A 24,636-nucleotide genomic window follows, 5' to 3' on the forward strand; every position below is an offset into this window, starting at 1 on the left:
TCTATGAATGTACTTATATTTGCTGCTCATCCGGATGATGAAATAATTGGTGTTGGTGGAACAATAGCGAAACATGTGAAACAAGGTGATGATGTACATGTTGTAATACTTGCAGAGGGAAAATCTTCTAGAGCTAAAGAATATAGAGAGCTAGATTTAGAGGTTAAGAACTTATCGTATAAAGAAACAGAGGGGGCATGTACTACACTTGGTGTAAAAAGTTTTGCAAGACTAGATTTCCCTGATAATCGTCTTGATACATTACCCTTACTTGATGTAGTGAAAGAGATTGAAAATCACATTGAAAAAATAAATCCTACAATTATTTATACTCAATATGGTGGAGATATAAATATTGATCATACTGTTGTTTACAGAGCAGTAATGACAGCGACACGCCCTCTGCCAAATACTAATATCAAATGGGTATTTGCATATGAAACTTTATCTTCTACAGAGTGGAATTATAATGAAAAAGATAAGTTCCTTCCTAATTATTTTGTGAATATTGAAGATCATTTGGAGGAGAAATTAAGTGCGATGAGACATTATGAATCTGAGTTAAGGGAATTTCCTCATCCACGCTCTATAGAAGCAATGAGACATAACGCATTTGTATGGGGTGCCAAATCAGGATACCAAGCGGCTGAGGCATTTATGTTAGTAAGGGGGACATGGTAGGTGAAGAGAATATGTTAATACCACAGGTCCCGTTCTTTGGTTTAGATAGTAAACAGATTGACTTAAAATGGGTTGAAAAAGGCTATGGATTAGAAGCAAATATTTTTGATGGGAAATCTTTATTTGATAACTCATATACAAAAAGGTTTTCTGAGGTCCTTTCTTTTGTGCAAACCCTTAATCCATCCTTGTTAACGCTGCATTTTCCTACTGATAATGCAGACTATCTCAATGATGAATTTATTAAAAAGCAACTATATGAATTTATTGACCTTGCTATAAAGTATAATGCATCAGGTATAACAGTGCATGCTAATCAATTTATGAATGTCACGGAATTTCAAAACTATAATCTTCTTGATAATAGAAAAAGGATTATAGAGTTCTTTAACATGCTAGATGAAGAAATAAAAGGAACTGATATATGGATTGGTGTTGAAAACCTACCCATTATTGGAAACTTGGGTGATGATTTTGATCCTATATTTATATATCCCGAAGATTTTACTGATTTGGTTAATTTGGAGTTATCTAAAGTTGGAATAACATGGGATATATGTCATTGGTCTATAACCTATCTTACACGTTTAGGTATTTCTAAATTATTAAGGCAAGAAGAAATTGAATATAAGGACTTTCATAAGTATTTAAGCTTAATGGATCATATTAAACATTTTCATTTTAGTTCTTTTAAGCATTTAACGATTCCTTATAGTGAGGTACGTTGCTATGAGGGAGAGAATCCGGCTAATGGATCTATTGATGAAAGTTTATTACATGAAACTTTATTAAAAGTGAAGAACAATACTTTGGATAAAAACATAGGAATTGTATTTGAGGTTCAGGAAACTGATTATACGAATAGAAAGAGGTCATGGGAGACTCTTAATTGGTTTCATAAAAATATTACTGGTATGCAAACAAAAATGAATTATTTGGAGATATAAAAGGCACTATCGGTTTATTTATTTTTACATGTAACTTGAGTTAGAGATTATTTTAATGAACCTTTTCTTCTAAGTAAGTGTGTTAGGAGGGAAGGTTTTACTATTAATCTTTTTTAATCATAGGGAGGACAAATGAAAAAACTAACTCTTATAAAGAAGCTTATTGTAACTTTTGGGATTTTGTTGCTTTTCCTTTTTAGTAATTTATCTGAGGATGTAATACTAGTACATGCTATGACTAAGAACGACCAAAGTTCTCTCATGTCAGATAAGGTTCGTGCTAGTCGAGCTATTGAACATACACGTTTTCTGTCTGAGAAAATTGGTCCACGTCCAAGTGGGACTAAGGAAGAACATAAAGCAGCTACATACATTGGAGATACATTAAAAAAATTAGGGTATGAAGTTGAGTATCAGGCCTTTCCTGTACCAGATCAATATATTGGGAGTATCTCTTTTAGTGTGAATGGAGAAAAAGAATGGCAAGTTGGAGCAGCATCTAATGCATCTATACCTAAAGATCCTGTCGTAGGACCGGTAGTTTCTATAGGAAAAGAGAACGATATTAAAAATTCACCTGAGCCAATTCATGGGAAAATAGTATTATTGGAACAAGCTGATACGTATGAGAAATATAATGAACAAGTTGAGTATGCAGCAGAAAAGGGAGCAAAAGCTGTATTGTTATATAGTACGATTGGGGATAGAGGCAACTATGGAGAAGCCTTTAACCCAGTTCTAAAAAAGAAACAATCAATACCTGTATTTGGGCTTGCTTATAATCAGGGAATTAGAATGAAAGATAAGATAGTGCATAATAAAAATATAGTTAGTTTAAAGGCAAAACACGAAATGAATTTGAGTTCATTAAATGTTATTGCGAAAAAAAAGCCCAAATACAAGACAGATAATGAGGATGTAGCAATAATGAGTGCTCATTATGATAGTGTTATCGGAGCACCTGGAGCAAATGACAATGCTTCCGGCGTAGGACTTTTATTAGAGTTAGCATACAATTTTAAAGATATAGAGACTAATAAAGAAATTCAATTCATAGCCTTTGGAGCAGAAGAAAATGAATCTTTAGGTGCTTACCATTATGTTAATCAGTTATCTACAACAGATAAGAAACATATTCTAGGGGTTTTTAATGCAGATATGATAGCGACAAGTTACAAAAAGGCTAAGGACTTATATGCAATGACACTAGATGGTTCTCAAAATGAAGTAACAAATACTGCGGTAGCTACTAGTAAAGCATTAGGGAAATCGGTTGTATTAACTGGAAAGTTTGATTCTAGTGATCATGTACCATTTTACGAAGCTGGAATTTCCTCAGCACTATTTATTTGGATGGATGTAGAGAGTTGGAATCCCCTAATTTATCATGTTGAAAAGGTATTCCATACACCTCAAGATACCGTTTTAGAAAATATTTCTCCTCAGCGTATGCAGGAGGCACTAGAAATTATAGGGACAAGTTTGTATTACTTTATCAAAAGATAGGTTTTTTCGGAGGTTTCAGCATAGCCGACTAAATTTAGATTTTAATAATAATATAGTAAAACTTTTGTTGGGATAAAAATATACTTTGAGCATAGGCGAGGTAACTATATGAGGAGTACATGGAAAGAATTAAAGGGGATGGATCTTAATGTCTGGATCCGCTTTATCGGAGAAGCCTTAAATGGTATTGCAATGATGATGTTAATGCCATTTTTTGCATTATATTTGAAGGATAAAGTGGATTCTCTACTTGAGGTAGGTATAATTATAGCTTTATCCCCAATTGCGGCGAGTTTTGGTTCATTAATTGGAGGGCATATAGCGGATACTTATGGACGGAAACCAACTATGGTACTCTCTATGGCCAGTAATGGGCTACTAATGCTTGTTTTTTTGTTTATTGATAGTTTTATAGGGTATGCCATTTTATCTATTGGTTTAGGGCTATGTAATTCTTTCTTTGAACCAGCGGCATCTGCAATGGTTACCGATGTAACAGAACCTGAAAAAAGAACTGAGGCATATGGATTACTTAGAATGGCTCATAATATAGGAGCTGCGATAGGCCCTATAATTGGTGCAGCAGTTGTGGTTGTATCAAAAGATGTCATATTTTTGATTACTTCTGGAACCATGCTGTTTTATACAATATTAATGTTATTGTTTCTAAAGGAAACAAAACCTAAAAATATAATGATACATGAGGAAACACATAAACAGTCAATAAGATTTACGTTAAGAGTTGTTATAAGAGATAGAATATTTCTATTCTATATAGTGACGGGAATCATTATATTTATGGGATTCTCACAATCGGAAGGTATGTTACCACTTCATTTTAGTAATGAGGATACAATGATTTTTGGAAATAGTAATCCATTTCCATATTTAATGACTTTAAATGGCTTATTGGTTGTATGTTTCCAATTTCCTATTTCAAAGTGGTTAACTCACAAACCAATTGGTAAATCAATGCTATATGGTGCTATTCTTTTTGGCGTTGGCCTTTTAGCAATAGGATGGTTACCAAAGTGGTTTCAAGTAATAGACGCAAATGATTTAATTATTCTAGGCTCATTATTAATAGCTTATACAGTTTATACAGTAGGGGAAATGATTATGTCACCTGTCCAAATGACATTCGTCGCTAATATAGCTCCAGAACATTTGAGGGGGACTTATATGGGGGCGGCTAATCTGCAATGGATTACAGGTAATGTATTTGGACCTCTTCTAGGCGGTGTATTACTGGATCAGCTTTTAGGACATATGTTATTTACAATCTTAGGTGTGGGTTGTATTATTTCTGGATTTGTTTACTTACTATTAGATAGACTTATTGAGAATAGAAGTAAACAAATACCTATAAAACAAACATCTTAATTTTAATATTGTTAATAAGTTGAAAATTAAATTTTATGTTTTAAGGATTAAATAAAGTGCACGTTTATTAATAGTAAACGTGCACTTTATTTATTAGTGTTTAAACTTAATTTATATATAGTGAGTTTTTTAGGTGACGACTTAAGTGTATAAAAGTAATTTGCTACTTTATTTAATTAATTTCAACTAGACTTCTTGTCTTATCAATATGATTAAGTAACATACGATACTCTTCTTCGTACATAGTTACACGTTGTAGAAGGGAATGATTTTCTGTCTCTAAAGTTTTTATTTGACTTTGTAAGTTTGTAAATTCATATGTTTTTTTATAATTTTGTAGAAAGAGAATAATATCATCTAATGTCATAGATAAAGAGTATGTTTCTTTTTTGTTGAGAGGGAGAAATATTGTTTCCCACTTCTCGATTTTGTTTTGTTTGTTGTATTTCCTCTTGGTATTGTTTTCTCACGTATGAATTCCAGCGAAATCCACAAGCTGCAGGTGTCCGATTTAGTAGCTTTGCTACTTCCTTGAATGCAGTTAACTGTGTTCCACCGTTACGAATATTCTGGAGTACTGTTGATGTGAGAAGTAAATCTTTATCGTTAGTCCAGGAATCTTGTCTTGAGAGTACCACGTTTTAACCTCCTTTATATGTTTTATAACATTAATCAAATTAAACGTTCTCTTTTCCTTTTGTAAATTTGATATCAATCTCTCATTTTAATCTACTTAGAATAAATCCGTTAATACGTAGATTGCTGATGATGCGTTAGGTGGATTTACTTATATCACCCACCAATTTATTAGTAAAAAATTAATTTCGTTGTACATAATATTATAGGATCTTCTGACAAGAGACAATTACGCTGATATAGCCACTAATAGGAAATAAGAGTACTTTATCTGTTTGTATTTTGGGTTCTGGATAACGATTGTAATATGCGTTTTTAATAGACATTTAGTAGATATTTGTTAATTTAGCATCTCTAAATGGAGGCATGTAACTTGAATATAATAGATTAAAAGAGGATATATACTATTGGGGTTAAAGAGAAAACGAAATAGAGAGGATATTTTAGGTTAGGAAAATTTGAATGGACTTGTCATTAAAGATAGGACCTTTCAAAAAGGGAGGATAATTGACAACTGTAGGTACTATGATTAGGAATTTAATTCTAATCATTTTATGTTGAGAAATAAAAAATTATTTTGTAAAAGGCGAGATGGGATGGGAATTCATATAAATTTTACAAGAAGAGAAGGTAAAAGTAGAATTTTATTGAGAATAACTTGTGCTAGATTAACTTAAAAAACCTTATAATATAATTATATTATAAGGTTTTATTTTAACTATAATAATATTTATTGTGATTTTTTATCGAAGAATAAATTTAAATCTGTTTTGTCTGTGTCGTCTGCTAAAGCATTTTGTATAATATCATTTAATAATTGCATTTTTTCTTTTTCAAAAAATGGGACACTAATATAATAAGGTGTTCCTGCTTTTTCAATTCTTAATATTGTCTGGATACCGCTACCCGCAATTCCAATACCTAATAGTAGTAAAATTAATCCACCAATAAAACTATCACTTAAAGTACCTAATCCAAATAAGAAAATTAGTATTCCTAAAATCATTGGTTTAAAGAAATACTTGGTAGATAACATTGCTCCAGAAATATTTTTTAGAGGAATGTTTTGTTGGTCTTTACCAGCAGGAATAAAACCAAATAATGTGTTTGATAAGTTGGTTTTTACAAACCTATTATCAACGTCTACTCTGCCTTTTATCCAAAAGAATAATAGGCTGGTTGAAAATTCAAGTCCTTTCATCTTTTCATCTCCTGTTATAAATTACTAATAATAAAATCTATATATCTTTATATTAACATTAATTATGAAATATGTGTATAATTTTTTATAAAATTATAATATACAGAATAACAAGAGTGAAAAAGTGTTAAGGGCAATACGATTATAGGGAGACTATTAACTGGTACAGGTTTTGCTGAAGTAAAAGCGAAACGAATTCTGTTTGATGAGGTGCCAATGGATTATTGGTCATTTATGCAATATATAATTTATCTAACGAGGGAAATGTTATTGTAGGATACGGAGATGGTATATTTGGTTTGGGATATAATGTACCTGTGAACAAGTAGATGCACTACTTTATCGAGCACATTTGAAGGGGTATGTGAAAGATGATCAGATACTACATATTCAAGGGAAGTCGTCATTTGCTAATCTTTATCATGATATTAATGAAAACTCAACAATGTTTTTAAAAGAAATTTTGACGGTGACAGAGTTAGAGATTTTTAAAGGAGACAAAAAAGGAAATCTTAGGACAAAAGGTACGTTTACACGCGCGGAGATGGAACAAATAATTAAAAATGCTTTTCCCTACAGTGTGAAAGCTCCGCATTAATTTAAAGGTATACCTGCTAACTTTTGGGTAGAAGAAGAAATTAGTGTAGTTTACTCTAATTATATTTTAGCAGGAGTAGAGATAGGGGAATTTGCTCCATTTATGACAGCAACTCGTGAACAGTATGCTCAATTTTTATATAATGCTCTTTGAAATGATCTTTTATGGAATCTTAAAGATCTATTTGAATAATGAGAAGAGCTTTTTCTAAAAGGTAAATCAGTTATTAAACAAAGGCTATGGGATTTTCTTGCTGTAACCATTTCTTATTTATCACTAGACAGCTTTATTAATAAGAGAAAAAAGTTGGTGAGATAAAGGGCATCATTCTAATTAGAATGATGCCCTTCTTAATTTTAAATATAATTTAATGAAATACTTTTTCAATTGTGGGCATAACAGCTATTGGTGGTAGGGATTTAGTCCATGCAGCTGCATATACATTTAATTTCTCACCTAATGTGTAGTTTTCACCACTTGAAACAGGGACCCTTAAAATCTTATTTTGAGAAACTAGATCCCACCAATCATGTTGATAAGCAAGAGCTTCATCTTTTGTAGACGTAGCTGCAACTACTAAATAATTGTTCTCTACTGAAATGACATATCCAGTAAAAGGTTCTTGTTCTTGGTTCTGAATAGAATGAACAGGAATATTGTTGGCGGAAATCTTGTTAGAATCTGCAAAGGCCGGTGTTAATCCGAATGTAAATCCACATCCTAGTGTTAAAACTGTTACCGTTGTTACGAATATTTGTTTTTTGTTAAACATGATATATCCCCCTTATATTTTATTCTTACACTATCCACTTTCAATTTACATACATATAAAGCCTTTTAATATTAAGATGTTTAACAATTCTGTAACAATTATCCTATAAATGTTAATATTATCTATTAATGGAATTGGGTTTGTGTTATAATTCACTAGGTGAACTATTATTGTTCATTTCATCTCTTGATGAATGTATGCCCTTCCTTAAGTGTAAAGATGTTCGATTTTATTGGTGAAGAGGGGAGATATCCCTTTCCTTTTTTTTATGAGATTTTGGGAATGAACAGAAAAAGAACCCTATGGGGTTCTTTTTCTAGGCATATTAACAGTAAGGAGAGTATTGAAATGCTATTTTCAAATCTTTATCAGGAGAAAAATTTGAAAAAGCTTATCATGTTATTATTTTTACATATATCTAATATAAAGTGAATTGATAATATGTAGATTCACTATTACTAATATTCAATTAAGATATTTAGCGCTATGTTAATAGTGTTAACTATCTTAATTGGTGTGGAATATGATAGAAAGCATAAGTTTACCGCAAACTTATACTTTCAGGATTTGAAGAATATTCTTAATATGAATTTTAAAGAAAATACAAAATTTTACTAGACGTGAGAAAGAAGGAACTGAAAATATCCTTTAAAATAAGATATATTTTGCTCAAAAGATTAGAGGGCACCAATTCATTAAAGCGATAAAAAACGTTTTAATGAATTGGTGTCCTTTTTGTTTTAAAAAGAGAATATATTTTCTCAACAGGACAAATGGTAATCGGCTATAAGTATTAATTATAAGGATAAAAGGAAAATAGAAATTAATAATAAAGGAGAATGCAAAATGATAACATTAATATCTGAAAGAAATCTAGCTGAAATCCACGAAGACGATGTAGATGTATTAAAAGTAATGGCACATCCTGTTCGATTACAAATTGTAAATGAATTAATGCATCATAAAATGTGTAATGTTACACAATTAACGGAAATATTAAGACTCCCCCAATCCACTGTTTCACAACATTTATCAAAATTGAGGAGAACCGTACTCCGTTCAGAAAGAAGAGGGTTAGAGATGCATTATTATATAGATAATGCTAAGGCACGTCAGATTGTTGAAATTTTAGGTTTATAGGTTAATAATACATAAAAGGTTTCCTGTTACAAGGCAGGAAACCTTTTTTATATGTATAACTAATTGTTTGATAATATCATACTGTAGAAGCTACCTAACAATAATTAAATTTAAAAGCTTGTTTTATCTTGCCACACACAATTTAACACGATACATAGGTGTAAACTTACAAAGAAGGGTTTTAAATAGAAATTAGATATAACAATGGATAATGGTAAGTGTATTAAAGAAACTATAGAATTAATGAAATGCAAAATAATAAATAATAAATAGTTGTTGTAAAGGCTTATTCTGATAATAAAAGGAATTAGATACATTAAATTCAACTATGAGTTTTTTTACTAAAAATATGTAAGTGAGGATTACAAGCAACATAATCCTTTTGTAGCTGATGGACGAAAAGCTTTCATGGATTTCTTTAAGGAGGATTTTGTTAAGAACCCTAATTCTTTTGCAGAAATTAAACGTGTAGTAGCTGAAGGAGATACAGTTTCTCTTCATGTACATTCTCGTACTCACTCTCAAGATAAGGGAGTTGCTATAGTGGATATTTTCCGTATAAAGGATGGAAAGATTGTCGAACACTGGGATGTAATTCAAGAGATTCCAAGTGAAGCAGCTAATGATAATACGATGTTTTAGGTAGAAAATCTATTTATAGATTGTTAAAATATTTTTTCGAAAATAAGTAAGATTGCGTTAGTAAAAATATCCTTAGAGTGATTCTTTCTTACTAACGCAATTTTAAACTTTTTAATTCCGTAATTATACTTGAAATCACCGCGATACCTAATACTATCCTGTATAGTTTATAGGAATAATATCTCCCTGACTAAAGTTTTCAAGAAAGGATTTATAAATGTTTTTTAATTCATTGCATGATGGCAGGAATTTAAAGTGGCCTTTATCAATTCGTTATAACCTTTCTTAAAGTGAATAAATCCTCTTTTTATTTTCTCATTTCCTCCGTTTTAGATATGTCTTTTTAGGATTTCAAATCTTACCTTTTCATCAAATTTATCTGCAATGTATATTACAGTTCCGGCAAGATATTTTAGTCCATAAGCTACGGGTGTCATCCAAAGTTTATTTAGGAAAGAAAGATCTTTAATTCGGTGCTTACTTGAAAAGAAAATCATATTGTTCACTCCATTTCTAAAGGTGATAGATATTTTAATAGTCGTCTTATTTATTGTTTTAGTTGCGTAAACAAGGTACAGTACAAAATGTACTTTGCTATTTTGAACAATTTTTTTGTTTGGGAATTTGTATAGAGATAGAAATAATAAGAATAGTGAATAAAACCCTACTAAAGTTTAGTAGGGTTAAGTAGATAAAGATGTAGAATGGATAATTTAAGAAATAAAGGACATAAACTGTGTTTCTTAATTTCTTTGTGTAAGACTCTTAACAAATAGCGTTAAATAGTATGAGGAAGAACCAACTAAAATAGCATATGGTATTAGAATAATATCAATACCATTTACAATTACATAACCAAAAAAACCAGTCCAAAAGCCATTACAAAAAGAACAGTCTAAAAAAATTTCAAACAATTCATGAATACTACGTAATTTTTCACGTGTGTACTGAAATTTTATTTCAAATAAAAATGCGCGTACCCCTAAGGATATAAATAGCAACAGGCTTATACTTATATCAAAATTCATTATCTCACCTCCAATTCCTATTTAAAAGTCGTAATAAGTTGTTAGAAAGTTGAGGGTTACAAAATAATTAATATTTAGCTGGGATATTTAATAAATCATTTGAAAGATAGTTACCCCAGTAAAAGCTAACATAATGAAATGAATTAAAGTATATTTTTTCTAAAGATATGGCCCAATGAATAAAATCTAATCTATTAACCTTAACTTTTCTGGCTCTATAGACCATATGGTGGAGTCCCTCTAAATCAACTAAAATATAGCGTTGAGGGTTAATATCCTGATTAAAGGTAATTACAGCACTGCATTTAGAGCGTTTGTCCATATTTTCGATTAAGCTATAAGGATTTTTTATTCCAATTGCATTTTTCCCAATATCGTATCCAACAAATAAGAATTGATTACTTGTAGTAAGGACAGCTCTTATCTGTTTATCATTGTATAAAAATGAAAAATATTTTTTTATATCAGTAGTGTTTAACTTTCTATCTTTATGTAAATTCAAGATATCACCTCCCTATAGTTATCGAAATTTAAGTAACTATAGTTGCAAGTGAATTGTAAAGAGACTTATTAGTTTAAAGGTTGTTGCTGAATCACAATGTATAAATTGCAGCATTTAATTTAAAGGTAAAAGCTGAATCCATCATATTAAAGCTAAATAATATTATTAATAAATTATTATCTATTATTTAATAATGATTATTTGTTATAAAAATAGATTCAATACTATCTCATTTTAGAAACTAAAAATATTTAAAACCATTATTTTTATATTGAATTCCATCAATTTCAAAGTGGATTTAATTATTTAGTGTAATTTATAAACAAATTCAGAGAAATAAATCGTTTACATGTTTTATGTTAAATGACAAGTACTTCTTTAATAGAATTGCTAATTTGTTAATTGAAGAATAAATAAGAAAATCTTTGATCATGTCAATTCAATAGTTAAGAATGTACGTGAGAGCTTAATAGAAGCTAAGTGTAAAAAATTAATTTTGTTAAGAGTAATTATGGGGTGAGATAGAGTTTGACTAAATTTATTCTAAGTGATGTTAAATTTTCATTGTGATTTTCTTATATTGTTACTGCAAATACTTACAAGAGGGTGTGATGAGTTGTTCTTTCCACGTATCACTGATGTTTATGCTTGCATACATAAGACATTGAGAGAAGATAGTGTAATACGTAAATGTATGGGTCTTAATAATATTACAGTAGATATGGAAAATGAAATGCACATACAAAAGCGTATGTCTCCTAAAGAGGCACTAAACAACCAAATTCCTTTAATTGCATTTTACAAGTCATTTGTTCAAAAGGAACGAAACAATAATATTCATGTGATAACATTTGACTTCGATATCTACACAAATGATGATGTGGAATTGGCATTAGACCTTGCAGATAGAATAAATCAATTATTCGATAATCAATCTCTGCAGTTATTTAAAGGAGTATTTTTCAAGGGTCAGTATGTAGGATCTGCAGAGGTTGCAAGTGAAATAGAACACTCTTATAAGTATTTCACTAGATTTGAATTTATTTTTGAAATTGAGGGGTGTAGTTAATGTCACAATTTGACAAGTTTAACAGTAAGAATAAGAAAATGATTATTAAAGGTGCAGGTAAATTTATGGCTAAAATTCCAGGGTGTGATGAATTAATTACACTAGGTCATATGGCGAATATGCGTCTTGATGTGCAGTTGGATATGGTTGATATTGAAGGGGGAGACTCTTCAGCACCTATTGATACACTACTACGTAAAAAGGTAATTGATATTACTGCAGAGGATGCAAAATTTGATTTAAACATGGTACGTCTTGTGTTAGGGGCAAAACTTCGAGAAGGAGTTAGCGGCTTAGCCTATGAATTGAAAAATGAAACAGTAACAATTGCTGGCGATACTGAACCTGTTTCTATTAAATTATCTAGTCCAGTATTAACAGGTAGCGGAGCACCTAAAGTACAGATTTTCAACCAAGTTGCAGGTTCATTTGTACCAGAATCAGCAATTACAGTAAATGGATCAGCTGTAACACTAAAAGGTGGTGCGGTTGAAGGTGATACTGTAGTAGTTTATTATCCTGTGGCATCATCATCTATCGATCCTGATGGTTTCGTATGGGTATTAGAAGAACGTCATGATGTTAAAGGTGGACTAGTGACTCTTAAGAATCCTCTATTTGGTGGATCTTTAGGTTCAGCTTCTTCTAAGACAGAGCATGTATCTGTAAGATTAGTAAAAGAGAATAAATTACTTAAAAAAGTAACAACTAATCCTGCAAAAGGTGAGTATACAATTGATCCTTCTACAGGGGAGATTAAGTTTAATGATTATCTTGAAGGAGAGCAAATTTATGTGAACTACAAGCGCCCAGAGGTTGTAGATGTAATGGCAATTGGTTCTCGTGATTTCCCTCTTACAGTATCTGTTGTTCATGATGGACATTTTGAACAAATGGATGGTAGCATTCAAGGTTACCAAGTTGAACTATATTCTTGCCGAGTGAAATCTAACTTTACATTAGACACAGCACGACAAACAGCAGCGACTCATAGTATTACACTTACAGTTATTGATGGGGAACGTACAGACAGTCGTTTAGGTTCTATTAAGCGTTATCAAATTGAAAAAAGTGGCGATGTTTGTTAATTAGAGAAGAGGATACCTATGTATCCTCTTTTTTATTAATTTATTTTTAAACATTTTAGATAAGGTGAGAATGGATTATAAAAATATCTATCACTTAAACCTTTTTTCGTAAGGTTGTTACATTTAACACATAAATTCTTATATTAGTTACGAGGTCGTTTAGGTGATCCCCTTCCTTGCGTCCTCTATAAATTTAATAAGGGGTAATAGAGTAATATAGGGGGAGATTAAATGAGTGAACGTAATTTAGCAATTCCAAGTAGAGAAGAAGCTATCGAGGAACCTACTCTTGTAGAGGAAGCAGAGGAGAAGGTTGAAAAGCAAGAACCTAATAAACAAGAGGAAATAAAGTTAACTAAGCAGGAATCAGAGTTTATTGAAAAAGTATTCTTCGAAGAGGATGAAAAGGTAACATTACGTGATGGAAAAACCTATGCTATCCCTCCTTTAGGATTAAAAGATGCTAAAAACCTAATGAAAAAGTTGAATACAATTGATACAGGTGTCATTATTGCTAATTTAATTGCAGATGAAACAGGTAATGATAGTTATGATGAACTATTAGAGGTCCTATTGATGGGCTTTAAACCGTATTATAAAGAAATTTCAGCTCATTATTTAGGGGATTATATTGATATTGTAACAGCTAAAGAAATTATAGATATTATGATTGGACTTAATGGCTTAAAAAAGTCTTTATAGACTCTGAGGAAGAAGAAAAAGAATATGACGAAAATGCCTACGTTGATTGGGCAGAGATTTTCTTTAACTTAGGTCACTACCTGGGGATGAAAAAACAGGATATATGGGATTTGACATTACCTCAGTTAAACTATTACTTAAAGAAATGCCATAAGCATATAGAGTTTACAGTTAAGGTACATTCAATGTCCTTCACTGGGTTATTTGGGGGCGGTTCAGCTCAAGCTGCCGAACAGAATAATCTAAAATATAGTGATGGAAAAGAAGTAATTGACGGATATGAGGTTGCAAATGCTGATGACATGGAGTGGTTAGCAGGTATTCTCTAATAAATAATCCTGCCCTTCCTTTTTATTTGAGGATAGGGCGGGATTTTATTATGTAAAAGGAAGGTGAAATAAGTGACAGTCAATAATCAAAATATTGGTGCTACTATTGCACTAGAGTTTGATAAGTCAATAAAAAATATGAAAGAGTTTGGAGTACAGTTGGAACAGCTAGATCATCGTTTTGGTAGTATAGAAAAACGTATAGATGCTATGAAAAACTCTTTATCTTCGTTATCGGCTCAGACATCTAAGGCAGCGGGAAGCAACCTTAGAGCAAAACTTGAGCAAGAATTAAATAATATCGTCCAAGCAAATGGTATTACTTTATCTTCAGTTGGGTCAGCACCTTTAAGTATTAAACAAGAAACCGTTCAACAATTGATGTCTAAAGTAGATAAAGAGTTAAATAAAACGATTGTAAAGATGATCAAAAATATAAACATTAATATGGATTCTGCTATGAATAATAGCGTAGTACCAGTTGGAAAAGATGAATTTAATAAAATTAATAAAGAAATCTCTAAGTTAATTAGTAATCAAATTAAACAATTAGTAAATTCCATTCGCGAAAATGGGGGGGATTTAGTAAATGCAGATAACTTGAGTGGACTTAAATTAGATATTTCTAAGGGAACGGTTAAGCAAATTTTAGTAAGTATTAAAAATCAATTAAAACCTATTTTACTGAACCCTGAGGTTGCTATTGAAGGACAGACATTAACAATTTCATCGAAAGATTTATCTGAATTAACGAAAAAAGTAAGAGGGAAAATAAAAGATTCTATAAAATTTGATTTCGAAGGTGTTATTAGCGAAGAGAATGGCATTGATAGCGAGATTATAAAAACAGCTAAACGTATTGACAGTTTAATAGAAAATTATATAAAAGGCATACGAGGAGGGCTTCAAAAGATTGATCTCAAATCTGTAGAAGTACCTATGAAAAATATATCTAAACAACTTCAAAGGTATATTGCAAATGATTTAGGTGTTTCTCCAGCCGAGTTAGCTCATACTTTTCATTCTGTGGATCGAGGATCTCTAAGAGGATATGCTTTAAAAAGGCAGTTTGAAGGTATGGAAAATACAATTAATAAAAAGTTAACTGCAGGAACAAATAAAATAATGATGTCACTGAAACAATCAGTAAGAGCTGTGGACTTTGAACCTCATTCTAATGTTACGCAATATTTAACTAGTGAAATTAACAAGCTGAACAAGCAAATTATTAAAAAAATTAAGGAGTCCGTTGATAAGCAGTTTGCACATATAAGGAATGAAATTCTAGAAATTAATACTAACCCTCAAAAGGCGAATAGTAATAGACAGTTAGGCTTTATTGCAGGAAATAGTGCTAATACTTTAAATAACTCAAGTGGATCAAATCATAGTAATACAAATAAAAATAATAGCGATTCTAGTACAAGTAAATCCACAAAACAAGACAATCCTTTTGATGGGTTTGGAATGGCTGGAGCGGTTACCAAAAAAGTTAGGAGCCTTGCTTCGGGCTCAATGCTAGATCCGATGGCTGCAATATCTAAAGCAATGGAAACCTTTAAAATTGCTCAGTTAGAACAGTTAAAGATTACACAAAACTTCTCTTTGAAACCTGAATATAAAAACAAAAATGGAAATACAGATTGGCTAAAATTAGATAATGATACTGGAAATCTAATGAATAATGTACGTGATTTATCCACTCTTTACGGTATTGATTACGAAAGAATGTCTAAGGTAGCTGGTATAGCATCAGGTGTTACAGGGGATAAACAATCTGCACGACAATTTGTTGATCAAGCTTCTAAAGTTTATCGTTTAGATAACAAATCAGATTTGGTTGAAACAATTGCTCCAGGATTACAGACAATTATGGCACAGTTCAAATTATCTGTCTGGGAGTTGGATGGAGTAGTTAACTCTTTTGCTGTTGCTACGAGTCAAACTAAAGCGACTACTGAAGATATTATGAAGGCTATGTCAAAATCGGGTACAGCACTCCATTCAGTGGGAGTGAATGCAGAAGATGCTGTGGCTTTAAATGCATTAGCAATTCAAAGTTCAGGAGAAACAGGGGAGAATGCAGGTGCAGCCTTAAAAACGATTGCAGAACGTATTACTTTACCATCTGTTTCTAAGCAATTAGAAAATTATGGTGTAAAGGTATTTGAAAAAAATGAAAGTGGTATGAAAGTACGTCGGAATTTCATTGATATCCTATCAGACACTGCGAAAGCAAGCAAAAATAAATATATTGGAGAAGATAAAGTAAAATCCATTCTGTATGGAGAAGGTGGGGCAAACCAGCCACCAAAACTGATGTCCTTTTTAGAGACCATGCATAAAGCGGGGATAAATAACAGTAAGGATTTATCGTATTGGAAAATTAAGCAAGAAATTAATGAATTTAAAAAAGATCCTGCACGCCTTCAAGAAATGATTGCGGTAACGATGAAATCACCTTCAGTGACAATGGAAAGAGCTGGGGTATCTGTTAATAATGCATTAGTGTCAGTATTAGATGCGCTAAATCCAGAGATTCAAACTTTAGCAAAAATTATTACAAACTTAGCCCAGGGAATGGAGAAACATGCAGGGCTATTTGCGCAGTTAATTACGATTTTAGGTAATGCCTTGGTAGGTTTTGGTGCTATTCATGGAGTCAAACGATTAGGTCAATTGAGTAATTATGAAGAGCATTACAAGAAAGCCACTATGGAAAACAAATTCTTTGGTGGTACATCTTTTACAAATCGTAAAGTGGACGGAGCGGTAGGTTTTTTAAATGATCATGTTTTGGGGGAGAGCCAAGATTTACGTAATCAAGTAAATAACAAAAAATTCTATCGTGCGGCTATGAAAAATGATACGTTAAAAAGTTATTTTGAAGAATTAGCAAATTTAAAAGAGGATAGAAAGAATGAGATAAAAGAATATGTAAAAGATCATGGTGGAAAAGCTGAAAATATGGCCGATTTCCTTAGCATCATGGATGAATCTAAAGGCTATTATATGGGTGAAAAGAAAGAATTAACAGCTGATGAATTACATACTCGTTCAGCCTATAATGCTCGCAACCTTACCCAAAGTAAATTATTAACAGACGCTTTTACCACAAATTTCTCAGAGCATTTAGTGAATACCTTATCAAATAGGACTAACTTTGACAGTATGAATGAGAATCAAAAATCAACGGCTGGTCGTTTAGCTCAAATGGATGATCAAAAACGTATTGGATTTGAGACATATCTAGATCAAAACTATCAAAGCGTAGGTAAATCGATAAATAATATGGATGGGCTTAATAAGGCACTCGATGAATATGAGGCTAGTAACCGAAAGGCTACTATACAAACAAGACAAAGTACCACTGCGTACAGGGATTTATCAAGTGCCGTAAAAAAGGTAGCTGATGAAGCTGAAGGTGCATCAAAAAATAGAATGAAGGGTTTTCTTGATTTTCTTGATACTATCCCACAGCGAACAAGAGGAGCTGGTGGGGCTATTATGGGACTTGCACGCAGCGTAGGAAGATTTGCTAAACAATTAGCTATTGCAACCGCTGTTGGTGATGTTTTAACGAATTCTGCTGAGAGCTTTGGTTTAACGACCAAGCAAGAAAAAATACGAGATTATCATAATCAAACCGCAGGTGCCGCTGAAGCATATGTTAAATATGAAGAAGATGAAGGTAAGGGGAGTAGATTTCTAAGACAAGCCGGATTGGCATGGAATAAAATTACAAATACTTTTTCACCAGGACACCCCGACGTAGATAGTTTTGATGTGGGATTAGGTCAAGAATTTTTAGGCGGAAAAGGGGGATTTAAAGGGAATTTTGAGAATTGGATAAAGAGAGAATATGGAACGTCGAATTGGAAAGAAGCTTTAGAAAAAGAGAATGAAAAAAGGGCAAATGATGCAAAATCTAAAGGTCAAGATGGAAATTATTCAAAAGCATCTTTAACAGATTTAACACAATCGTATTTAAATCAATCTGGAATGTATGCTAAGAAGCAGCAATTGGAAAAAGAAGAGTTTATAGATCAATATAGGAAATCGGCCATCTCTGAATCAGAGCAGAATATGCGAAGGGATGAAGCAGAAAAAGCTCGTAAAGCTTGGGAGAATAAAATGATAGATGAGGGTCAATATGATTACTTTTCTTATGATGATTTAAAATCTCGTATTCAAGAGAGCCAGAAAGTTGCCAGTAATAAGGGAGAACTTAACTTAATTACCGCCCTTCTAGATGGTGTGAAAGCTGACTCAAAAGAGTATATGAAACTTAGGTTACAAGTAATTCAACAAGAGCGAGAAGCTTACAAAAAAGAGATGGACGAGCTTCATAACTTTACTCGAGGGCGAGAGGCAGAGTTGGAAGAATTGGAAAGAAATGGGGAAAGGTATACTGTGGACCCAGAAACTAGAGAAAAGGTAGAGACGGCTGATTATAAAAAAATTAAAGAATCTGTTGAACGGAGTAAGGACAAAGAAAAGAAATTAAAAGCTGAATTTGACCTAGAAGATAAGAAAAAACAAATTGAAGCACAACGTATTAAAACGGAATTTTATATTAACGACACTCAGAAAGGATTTTCTAGAGCTCAGGCTAAGAAACAGTATAAGGATACATTAAGTGCTATTAGCATGAACACAGAGAGTCCTACTTATATTGATTCACAGATTGTTTCAAGCCAATCAATGATTGGAGAAATGAAAAGTAAACTGGCAAATCTGCAATCCCAACAGTTAGCAGATCCAGATGGTCAGTTACAAGATACTATTCAAGGATTGAGTCAACAAATCGCAAGTGCTGAATTAGAAGTTAAAAATTTAAGAATTCAAAGGCTTACAGCTTGGAGACATGATTTTGGTAATAATATGGATGATTTGGAAATTAAGTACATGCAGGAACGTGTGAATTTTGGACCAAGTATAGGAGATGATAGTTTCTTAGCACGTGACTTAAGAGTAAGAGAATTACAAGATCGTAAATCACTTATAGATAAGACCTTAGCGGTCAGAATTGCAGAGCGAAATAGTGGTAAGTTTGAAGAAGGTTCATCTGAATACGAACAAATCATGAAAGATATTCGAGAATTGACAAAACAATCTTTACAAGCACAGATTGGTATCCACCAAGAGTTAAGAGCACAAATGGGTGGAACATTTAATCTTCCTGAAGGCGTACAGGTTATGTCTCAGTATGATTATCTAACAAGTAAAGGTACACATTCAAACTTTAGTGTTCAATCAGGAGATATGTATGTCAATATTACGTTACCTAATGTAACTGGACAAACTTCTAGTCAACAGTTAGCGAATCTTGGAATGAATTTAGGAAAAGGATTAGCACAAGGTAGAACAACACCACTACGAAATCAGTTAAATTCAGCCCCTTGGGGATATCCAACATTCTAATTACAAAACCCCATCTAATTATTAGGTGGGGTTTCTTATAATACTAAGGGGTGATTAAATGGCACAACAAAAACCAAGTAAATCAAATGATGATGTATTTAAACGTAAATTATTTTATGATAACGGGATTCGTTTTGTACAAGTAAGGGGGCGTATGACTGGCGATTATAAGCCACCAACGCCAGTATTAAAATCCCATATAAACGAAAATATTCAATCTTCTGCAGGATTGGTAGGGAAAGGGACTTCTCATTATTCTACTACCATTCAATTTTTATTTGCGAGCAAAGAGGAATTTGCAGATTGGCTGCAGTTTATTGGTGCAGAACACAAATACTATGATGAAAAAGGCACGATTTATTTAGGGATTGTTAATGGTGATTTAGATATTAAAACAGCAGAATTTGAGACGAAATATATCATTACTGTAAACCTTATGTTAATTCGAAAACAAGATTTCGAATATCGTCATCAATATCCTTTTATAGATATTGAAAATCATTGGGCGCAAACGTATATAGATGAAATGCAAAAAAGGGGCCTTATCACTACTTATGCTAGTGATGGAACACCTGTACAATATTTTCAACCTGAAGTTTGGATTACAAGGGCTCAAACGGCATCCTATATGACAAGGACTTTTAAATACATCGAAAAGATATTGAGGGGGTATTAAAAATGCCAAAGCGATGGTTAGATGTGGGTCCAAAGGATTGGTTTTATCGTGCAGTATTAGAAACAGATAATATGTTTATTGATGCAAAAAAAGAAGAAACCTTATTTAGTGGAAAAACCTATAACCAATTTATTGGTGGCAAGTCACGTCAGGTTCATAATTTTACTTCAACAGAGGGACAAACCAAGTTTGAAGTAAGCGGATATAAACCTGATTCTAGGGAAATGGTGTTTGTTTATATTGATGGGGTGCCTACACTCCCATCTAAACTTGAGGATAATTTTATACATATTGGTTATCCGTTAACCAATGGAAGAGAAGTTAGTATTCTTTTATCTGGGGTAGTGGAAATGCATGAAGGAGATCATACTCTTGAAAACTGTCAGATTTATCCTTTGATGAGCGGATGCTCTTTGGCTTATCCGGCAAAAAAGTTAGAAAAAGCGAATAATTACGTATTTGATATCACTTACTCTTTAAATGAAATAGCAGTTTGCATGAACAAGAAGTTAAAGAGAATACATGTAGATGTAAATGAAGACGAATCCATACAAGGTGCACTTACAAGAACGTTAGGATTTAAACGAGACTGTTTTACTATAATTAATGGATATCTTTATGTATCTTATAATTTAAATCAGTTTCCTATTTATGTGAATTACAATTATCAAAAGGGTGCTCAAATCAAAAATAGGCAGGGAGAAAAAGTTGTCCCTATGTCAAGTTGCGCACTCTATAATGATAGATTCTTTCCTGATATAACGATATATAGAGGAGAGTTTTTTACTTTGTTACAACGTTTAAGAATGAATATTTATAATCGATATACAGATAGAGGATATGTAAATAATACAATTAAGCAAACGGAGAGATACATTAAAGATAAAGATAAGATTGTAGGAAAATGGTATGCCGAATCAGTCTTAAATATATTAGATGAAAAATTTAATGATGGTTGTTATGTATTTCCACTTTACGCAGATGATTCCTTTCAACCTGAGGTATGTGTAACTAGAGCTGAAGCAATTGTATATTTACATAGATTTACAGAATGGGCACTAGAAAGATTTAGATAGGGGGGAATAAGGTATGCCGAACGTATTTGATCATAGAACTCCTGCGCCTCAGTTGTTAAATGACGTAATGAGAAAAGTTAATGCTTTAGGTCATGAACCTAGGGTTATTATTGAATTTGACAAAATGGCCTATGTACCAGGAATGAAAAATAAGTTTGAAGTTTGGGACAGAATTCGAGAAGCATCTATTGTGCATCAGGCAGCAGAGGCAACTTTAACAACACCAGTAGCAGGTGCTGAGCCAAGTTCTGTTACAAAAGGTGGAGAATCAGGGGATAGATTTGAGTATATTAAATGTGCCTTAAATAAATGGGTAAAACATTATAAGTGTCCCAATGTTGCTTATTTCTTTCTATTAGCTGTAGCAAAGCATGAAACAGGATTTGGAACATTGGGACAAGGGAAACCTGAAAAAGGAAGTTATATAGTAGGATATGGTTGCCCGGGTTCATGCGATCCTCAATATAAAGGGATAGATACCCAAGCGAAGTATGCTGCAAAACGTTTTTCCGAAGCAATGAGGAGCAGATACGCAAAAATTTCCAATGGATATATGGATGCTAGTGATGTTGATTATTTCCATGAAGGTGGAGATAAAGGATATAAAAAGTGGAAATGGTCAGCAGATGGACCTAACTGGAAAAAACTTGTGAAAAGCTATTTTGATAGAATTATTGGTGAATCTAGTCAAAAAAAATGGCATTGTAAAGAATCTGGTTCTATTATTAATAAAAATCTGTTTCCAAAGCATTCTACAAATCTAAATGTTTCCAAGAAGGAAGAAGACTGTGGTTGTGAGAAAGCTGAGACTTATACAATTGAGGAACAAAGGAAAGAAGTTCATAATGCAACCTCTAGTGCGTTATCCGGTGCTACTTTTCCTGTTGAAGGAATTTCATTTGGAAATGGTGCGAAAGTATCTTCACACCATATGAAACATAAGGGCGGGGGTGCACGTTCAGGGCATAAGGGTACTGATATTATACATACATCCCAAGGTAAAATTAATGGTATGTGGGTAGTAGCGGCTTGGGCTGGACATGTACATAAGGCTTATAAAAGTACATCTTATGGTAATTGTGTAATGATTCAACATGATAATGGATATATGACAGTTTATGCCCACATGCAAAATAATTCTTTACAGGTTCGAAAAGGTGATTTAGTTACTCCAGGAACACGTTTAGGGAAAGTCGGAAATACAGGTCAATCTTATGGCGCCCATTTACACTTTGAAATTTGGAAAGGTGAATGGATTTATGGTGGAAATAATCATATTGATCCATATCCTGTTTTAACAGGTGCTCAAAAATTAGGAGTAGCACCAAGCGGTAAAGGTAATAATGGAGGCGGTAATACGGGCGGAAATGATAATAGTACAGGAAATGGAAGTGGTGTTAGTCAACCACCACCCCAAATGACCATTACCCAAAATATTAAGTTTAATAAGTGCTTTGATAAGGATGCAAATCTGGATGAGAATTGGCATGGACAAGAGAACATAACCCATTTTACAGCTTGGTCAACAGGCGAAAAGTATTTAGGGTTTAATGAGAATATTGCCAAAGGAGCAGTTGAAGATTTTGGATATAAACATAACTTCTCTTCAGACGGATTTTATGAATATGCTTTCTATGCAGATCTTAAAGAAGGAGATTCCGTAACGGTTACATATGACGGAATGATTGTAAAACGATATACAAAAGAGAACAATACAACACAACCTACATATGAACCTCCAGTTTATGCAAAATGGGTTGCAAGTGATATACAAGGGACCAATTCACATATATTAGATTTCTCCTTAAATAATGTAAGTGGTGAGGCCGTATTTGGACTAAAATGCTTTAAGGTAGTGGAAATTGAAACTCAATACGGTGCACAATATGTTGATGAAAGAATTAAGGCTCGTAAACGTGATGTATGGGTTGATACAGGGGCGTTTGTATACGATAAAACCTTTACAGTAGACCAAGATGTATTACAGTGGGAGATAAATAGCCATTTTGACGCCAGAGTCGCAACTGCAAGAATTACTTTAGACAATAAACATGGTATTTATTCTCCTACATATGAACGAGCCAATATCTTTCCTGAGAATTTAAGAGAAGCAGAGATGTCATATTATGAGAATGGTGCAATCAGACATGTGTTAAGTGAAGCTACCCCAGTACGTATTTATGCAGGCTATGGTGAAAACCTAGTAAGGGTTTTTACAGGACGTATAAGAGGAGAGATTGAGCAAAATTCTGATGAAAAAACAATTACTATTAATTGTGTAGATATGTACGATATGTTAGAAGAACATGTTTTTGATAGGGTCCTAACTTTTCCTCGAAGAGACGAGATACATGGTGATGAAAAACAACCAGTAACCATGTGGGTTAAATCATCTATTATTCATAATATCGTAAATGAGGCAGGAATGATTGGATGGAGGATCCATGAAGATGATTTGAGATATGCTGACGCTATTATTGAAGAAACGTATTATATTGATATCGATAGAGGTGGGAAAAAGGCAGTCGTCTGGGATACTAAAAGTCAACAATATGTCGAAAAAGATATAGCAACTGTACAAGATGCACAAGGTTATAAAAATCCTTATGTACAGGCGATAGATTTTTTAGAAGGTACAAGAGCATCTGATGCGGTTCATGAAGTCATCGGAGATATTATGTATCGCTCCTACTGTGATCGTTATGGAACATTTAGATTGGAAAATATCCGTAAAATTAATGCAAGTGAGGCAAAATGGTCATTTATAGATGGTGAGAATTTATATTCTCTTTCCACTTCTATTGACCATTCTCGTATACGTAATCATCTTATTATTGTTGGTAATGGTGGGCAAATTGAGCATTTTGTAGATAAAGATCTTCTTATATCTACAAAGGGTAATATGAGAACGGCTAAGATTGTTGCTGATTGGATTGATGAGCGATTTGGTTCAAATGCAAGAGGAACCAAAGAGGATATTTCGAACAAATTATTTTTTGATATGAAAAGGCAAGCCCGTACTTTTAATGCCGTTGTTAAAGGAAATCCAATGATAGAGTTATTAGATGGTTGTTATGTTTATGATAGTAATACTTCTAATGCAGGGTATTATGTCATAAAAGGGAACCGACTTGTTGGAAATAAGGAAGGTATGTTAAATTTCCTAGAATTTACTTGGCATGACAAAGAGAATTATTATAGCTAAAAAAACAAGGAGATTCCTGCGGAACGTTAGG

General features: G+C 32.7%; 18 protein-coding genes and 2 pseudogenes. 15 read left to right on the forward strand and 5 right to left on the reverse strand.

Annotated elements, in window-relative coordinates; translation table 11 throughout:
- Positions 1-3 precede the first annotated feature (3 nt).
- The 4 genes from C4S65_RS15195 to C4S65_RS15210 all read left to right on the forward strand — a co-directional run bounded on the left by C4S65_RS15195 (position 4) and on the right by C4S65_RS15210 (position 4,517).
- Positions 4-681, forward strand: coding sequence for a PIG-L family deacetylase (locus C4S65_RS15195; protein ID WP_098838673.1), 678 nt, complete (start codon positions 4-6; stop codon positions 679-681).
- 11 nt (positions 682-692) lie between these two features.
- Positions 693-1,628, forward strand: a complete 936-nt coding sequence (locus C4S65_RS15200; protein WP_003308655.1) for a hypothetical protein — start codon at positions 693-695, stop codon at positions 1,626-1,628.
- A gap of 132 nt (positions 1,629-1,760) precedes the next feature.
- Positions 1,761-3,134 (forward strand): M28 family metallopeptidase, encoded by a 1,374-nt coding sequence (locus C4S65_RS15205; protein ID WP_000737098.1) that lies wholly within the window; start codon positions 1,761-1,763, stop codon positions 3,132-3,134.
- A 108-nt stretch (positions 3,135-3,242) separates the two neighbouring features.
- Positions 3,243-4,517 carry an MFS transporter gene (locus C4S65_RS15210; protein ID WP_086406432.1) on the forward strand — a complete coding sequence of 425 codons (1,275 nt, stop codon included), beginning with the start codon at positions 3,243-3,245 and terminating at the stop codon, positions 4,515-4,517.
- A 172-nt stretch (positions 4,518-4,689) separates the two neighbouring features.
- Here the strand turns inward: C4S65_RS15210 and C4S65_RS15215 are convergent.
- Positions 4,690-5,155 (reverse strand): annotated as a pseudogene (locus C4S65_RS15215) (RsfA family transcriptional regulator).
- 728 nt (positions 5,156-5,883) lie between these two features.
- A complete protein-coding gene (locus C4S65_RS15220) occupies positions 5,884-6,354 on the reverse strand; it encodes a hypothetical protein (protein ID WP_000677075.1) in 471 nt (156 codons plus the stop codon).
- A 364-nt stretch (positions 6,355-6,718) separates the two neighbouring features.
- Between C4S65_RS15220 and C4S65_RS15225 the strand changes: the two genes are divergently transcribed.
- Positions 6,719-6,952 carry an S-layer homology domain-containing protein gene (locus C4S65_RS15225; RefSeq protein ID WP_098838672.1) on the forward strand — a complete coding sequence of 78 codons (234 nt, stop codon included), beginning with the start codon at positions 6,719-6,721 and terminating at the stop codon, positions 6,950-6,952.
- A gap of 367 nt (positions 6,953-7,319) precedes the next feature.
- Here the strand turns inward: C4S65_RS15225 and C4S65_RS15230 are convergent, their stop codons facing one another.
- On the reverse strand, positions 7,320-7,724 hold the full coding sequence (locus C4S65_RS15230) for a DUF3221 domain-containing protein (protein ID WP_000482306.1): 405 nt from the start codon (positions 7,722-7,724) through the stop codon (positions 7,320-7,322).
- Positions 7,725-8,570: 846 nt separating this feature from the next.
- Here C4S65_RS15230 and C4S65_RS15240 point away from each other — a divergent pair.
- Positions 8,571-8,864 carry a metalloregulator ArsR/SmtB family transcription factor gene (locus C4S65_RS15240; protein WP_061665728.1) on the forward strand — a complete coding sequence of 98 codons (294 nt, stop codon included), beginning with the start codon at positions 8,571-8,573 and terminating at the stop codon, positions 8,862-8,864.
- A gap of 345 nt (positions 8,865-9,209) precedes the next feature.
- Positions 9,210-9,506 (forward strand): annotated as a pseudogene (locus tag C4S65_RS15245) (ester cyclase); the annotation flags it as partial.
- A 743-nt stretch (positions 9,507-10,249) separates the two neighbouring features.
- Here C4S65_RS15245 and C4S65_RS15250 read toward each other — a convergent pair.
- A complete protein-coding gene (locus C4S65_RS15250; RefSeq protein WP_001008319.1) occupies positions 10,250-10,534 on the reverse strand; it encodes a hypothetical protein in 285 nt (94 codons plus the stop codon).
- Between the two features lie 67 nt (positions 10,535-10,601).
- Positions 10,602-11,036, reverse strand: a complete 435-nt coding sequence (locus C4S65_RS15255; RefSeq protein WP_242488091.1) for a hypothetical protein — start codon at positions 11,034-11,036, stop codon at positions 10,602-10,604.
- 616 nt (positions 11,037-11,652) lie between these two features.
- Between C4S65_RS15255 and C4S65_RS15260 the strand changes: the two genes are divergently transcribed.
- The 8 genes from C4S65_RS15260 to C4S65_RS15295 all read left to right on the forward strand — a co-directional run bounded on the left by C4S65_RS15260 (position 11,653) and on the right by C4S65_RS15295 (position 24,605).
- Positions 11,653-12,105 (forward strand): hypothetical protein, encoded by a 453-nt coding sequence (locus tag C4S65_RS15260; RefSeq protein WP_000465972.1) that lies wholly within the window; start codon positions 11,653-11,655, stop codon positions 12,103-12,105.
- Positions 12,105-13,193, forward strand: a complete 1,089-nt coding sequence (locus tag C4S65_RS15265) for a hypothetical protein (RefSeq protein WP_000077128.1) — start codon at positions 12,105-12,107, stop codon at positions 13,191-13,193. The genes C4S65_RS15260 and C4S65_RS15265 overlap by 1 nt, the downstream gene beginning before the upstream one ends.
- A 231-nt stretch (positions 13,194-13,424) precedes the next feature.
- On the forward strand, positions 13,425-13,895 hold the full coding sequence (locus tag C4S65_RS15270; RefSeq protein ID WP_000004089.1) for a hypothetical protein: 471 nt from the start codon (positions 13,425-13,427) through the stop codon (positions 13,893-13,895).
- 110 nt (positions 13,896-14,005) lie between these two features.
- Positions 14,006-14,224: a hypothetical protein gene (locus tag C4S65_RS15275; protein WP_242488092.1), complete on the forward strand. Its 219-nt coding sequence runs from the start codon at positions 14,006-14,008 to the stop codon at positions 14,222-14,224.
- A gap of 72 nt (positions 14,225-14,296) precedes the next feature.
- Positions 14,297-19,648 carry a phage tail tape measure protein gene (locus tag C4S65_RS15280; RefSeq protein WP_103945282.1) on the forward strand — a complete coding sequence of 1,784 codons (5,352 nt, stop codon included), beginning with the start codon at positions 14,297-14,299 and terminating at the stop codon, positions 19,646-19,648.
- Between the two features lie 58 nt (positions 19,649-19,706).
- Positions 19,707-20,324 (forward strand): S-layer homology domain-containing protein, encoded by a 618-nt coding sequence (locus C4S65_RS15285; RefSeq protein ID WP_000068593.1) that lies wholly within the window; start codon positions 19,707-19,709, stop codon positions 20,322-20,324.
- Positions 20,325-20,326: 2 nt separating this feature from the next.
- Positions 20,327-21,400: a hypothetical protein gene (locus C4S65_RS15290; protein ID WP_001126626.1), complete on the forward strand. Its 1,074-nt coding sequence runs from the start codon at positions 20,327-20,329 to the stop codon at positions 21,398-21,400.
- Between the two features lie 13 nt (positions 21,401-21,413).
- Positions 21,414-24,605: a M23 family metallopeptidase gene (locus C4S65_RS15295; RefSeq protein WP_098838305.1), complete on the forward strand. Its 3,192-nt coding sequence runs from the start codon at positions 21,414-21,416 to the stop codon at positions 24,603-24,605.
- The last annotated feature ends 31 nt before the right edge of the window (positions 24,606-24,636 follow it).

Origin of the sequence: Bacillus sp. ok061, assembly GCF_900108285.1 — a bacterium.
Lineage (GTDB): Bacteria > Bacillota > Bacilli > Bacillales > Bacillaceae_G > Bacillus_A > Bacillus_A thuringiensis_S.